Genomic DNA, 3,145 nt, shown 5'->3' on the forward strand with positions numbered 1-3,145 from the left:
AATATAGTTCCAATAGATTGTGACGCTTCCGCTTCTGAAGTAAATCAGTTCAACAGAATAAAACTTATGTTGGCACAGGCAAAGAAGAATTTAGAAAATAAAGAAAGTGTACCAATAATTAAAAAGAATATCAAAATAGCAAAGAGATAAGGTGAAATTCTTATCTCTTTCTTATTTTGATTTTAAGTGTTAAACTTATATAAATAAATCTTTTTACAAAGTTAATGAAAATGATTATTGACATGTGGGGAGGTAAATATATACTAAAATCAAGCGGTGGCTATTATAGATTTTATAATTCTAAGGTTTAAAGCAGTAAACTTTAGTTAAGGAGATACTTATGAAAAAAATAAAAATTTTGTCTATAGGGTTGATGTCTGTTATGCTATTATCTACTTCTGTATTTGCAAGTGATATTAGCAATAGTGAAAAAGTTGTTGATAATGATACTGATACAAGAGTTGAAGCTACAATGTTAAGAGCAGCTACTAATTTTCAAGATAAAGGTGGCTGGGGCGAATATGGATGGGGATTGAGACATGCATGGGCTAAATATACTCATCCTCAACGAACACATAGAGTTGTGTTAGTAGTAGACAATAGTTATCACTATGGAGCTTATGAGTTAGCTGGACCACAAAATTATTCATATAAAGAAGCTCGAACTGGTAGATACGTAAGTGCTTATGGAGAATTAGATTAAAGTAAAAACGTTTTATTGTTAATTTGAAGTAGTTTGATAGCCACCGCTTATTTAAGGAAGGAGATAAAATGAAAAAAGTATATAATATCTTTATGTTGCTGTTTTCTTTTGTTTTAATAGTGTTGTGTGTAAAGAAGACAAGCATAGATGAATTTAAAAGAGTTATGGAGAACCCATTTAGAAATGGCGTTAAAATAGAACAACAAAAAGGGTCAAAAGAAGTTTTGGAAAAATTGTTGGATATGTCTAAAAAATACAATTTGACAATAGTAAAACCGATAAACGAACATAGTAGTGTTGATTATTACATCTATTCGCCGAATAATGAATTTCAAAGAAATATTTTAAAAATTTCAGATGATAATTTTAAAACTATTACAAATATGCCAAGTGATTCAAAAGAAAAGGTCTTTAGCATGTTCTATAATAATAAAATAAATTTTAAATCACTTGAAGAATTAAAAAATATAAGTCTTGAGGGAATCTATAATATCTATGGCGAAAGCTCAAATATGTTTTTGAACGATTTAGAAAAAGTTAATACGGAATATCAAGAATTTTTTAATGTTTCTATAGAAAATAGCGATAAATACCATGGGAAGGGCTTTAATGATAATTATGAAAGCGGAATGTATTTGATATTATCTATGGGAATGTTGGTAATCTCTTGTGTATTGGCTATGTACTTGGTTGATTCAAATGAGAGAGGATTTGCCATAAGAAAATTAAATGGGCATGATGAAAATACTATATTAAAGAGGACTTTTTTTAAAGATATAGGATTTCCTTTAGCTTTAAGTATAGGTATAAGTATTATAATTTCAATTTTATTTATATATTTAAAAGGTTACTTATCAAGAGTAGAAAATCTTTATATATTTTTTAAAGGATTAAAATACTATATTATATTTTTATTTGTACACTTAGTTTACGTAGCCTTATATTTAAAATTTAAATTGAGTAGACTAAGAGCTAAACAAATGGCAATGGTAATAAAATCCGGAAGACGAAACGGCAATATTTTAAATCAATTGACAGTTATGGGGTCGATTTTTATTGTAGTCATTAGTTTGGTATGGCTCTATCCGGATGCAAGTGAGCTGGCATCTAAGAAGAGTATGATGAATAACTATAAAAAGTATATGGATTATACAAAAGTGGGTGTTTGGAGTTCTAAGGATGTAAAAGATGAAACAATATATAAATTGGGAGAACTTTGGAAAATTTTAAATGACAATGGGGCAATTTTGTTTAGTAAAATAGGCGAAGATGATGCAAAAGTTCCAATTAATTATATTTACATAAACAAGAAATATATAGAGGTTTCAAATTTAAAAGACCAAAATAAATCGCTTCAAAATTTATCTGATGACTCAAAGGTTATGGATATTATTGTGCCAAAAAAATTAAGGGAATATGAAAGTGATATTTTACAAAAGGCTCATATGTACCACGTGAGAGATAAGTTTTTGTACGAAGATATATTGAATAAAACAGACTACTATTCTGAAAATATAAACAATCCTGATTATAGGGAAAATATATACTATATAGAAGATAGTAAAAATTTATTTAATTTCTCTAATGCTGCTAGATCAAATGGCAATGATGTATTTCTTGTAATAAATAATAAAAATGTAAACGGTAATGCCTATATACCGACATTACCGGAATTAAATATACCAAATGATAAAGTGCTTGAACAGAAAATTGAACAATTTTTTCAAAGCGATAGCATGAGGCGTACTACTGACTACACTATTACTCCATTAAAGGTTGAATTAGGAGATGGGCTTAGGTTTTATGAAATAAATGTGAAGATAGCTATTTCTGTGTTTATATTTAGTTTATTATTTTTACTAATGTCAATCTACACTTATGCGTCTGTATATTTTCAAAATAATAAGAATAAAATTTCTATTAAAAAATTCTTAGGGTTTGACTTTTTCAAGATACATAAAAAGATTATGATGAATTTTGTTGCATCTGAAATATTAATTTTTGCATTATCAATAGCAATGGCTAAGTATTTTGAAAATAGCATTAAATATTTTTATGCATTGAAACCCGCAATAGCAATAAACATAGTAGTTTTATCTATAAGTTTTATAGTTTTTATATTCGTTTTAAGGCGAAATGAAAAATATAAGATTGTAGAAGTATTAAAAGGAGAATGATATGGAAAAAATCATAGAATTAAAAGATATATCCAAAAGTTATGGGGAAAACAGTGTATTAAAAGGTTTTAGTGATATATTTTCAACTGGAGAAATGGTTGCTTTGGTTGGAAAGAGTGGAAGTGGGAAGAGTACGTTGTTAAATATTATAGGTCTGTTGGAAAATAGTGATAGCGGAGAAATAATTTATAAAGGTCAATCCATAGGCAATATTGATTCTAAACAAGCTATGCGGATTAGAAGATATGGACTGGGATATGTATTT

3 protein-coding genes are annotated in these 3,145 nt (G+C 27.8%); all 3 read left to right on the forward strand.

The features are described 5' to 3' along the window. Positions 1 to 340: 340 nt before the first annotated feature. The gene (locus SOR77_RS04200) at positions 341 to 703 is read left to right on the forward strand and encodes a hypothetical protein (RefSeq protein ID WP_320635931.1); all 363 of its coding nucleotides are present in this window, start codon (positions 341 to 343) and stop codon (positions 701 to 703) included. Between the two features lie 68 nt (positions 704 to 771). Then, positions 772 to 2,880, forward strand: coding sequence for a DUF1430 domain-containing protein (locus SOR77_RS04205; protein WP_320635932.1), 2,109 nt, complete (start codon positions 772 to 774; stop codon positions 2,878 to 2,880). Position 2,881: 1 nt separating this feature from the next. Next, positions 2,882 to 3,145: ATP-binding cassette domain-containing protein (locus tag SOR77_RS04210; RefSeq protein ID WP_320635933.1), on the forward strand; the 264-nt coding region annotated here is incomplete at its 3' end.

Source organism: Peptoniphilus sp. (genome assembly GCF_034090345.1).
Lineage (GTDB): Bacteria > Bacillota > Clostridia > Tissierellales > Peptoniphilaceae > Peptoniphilus.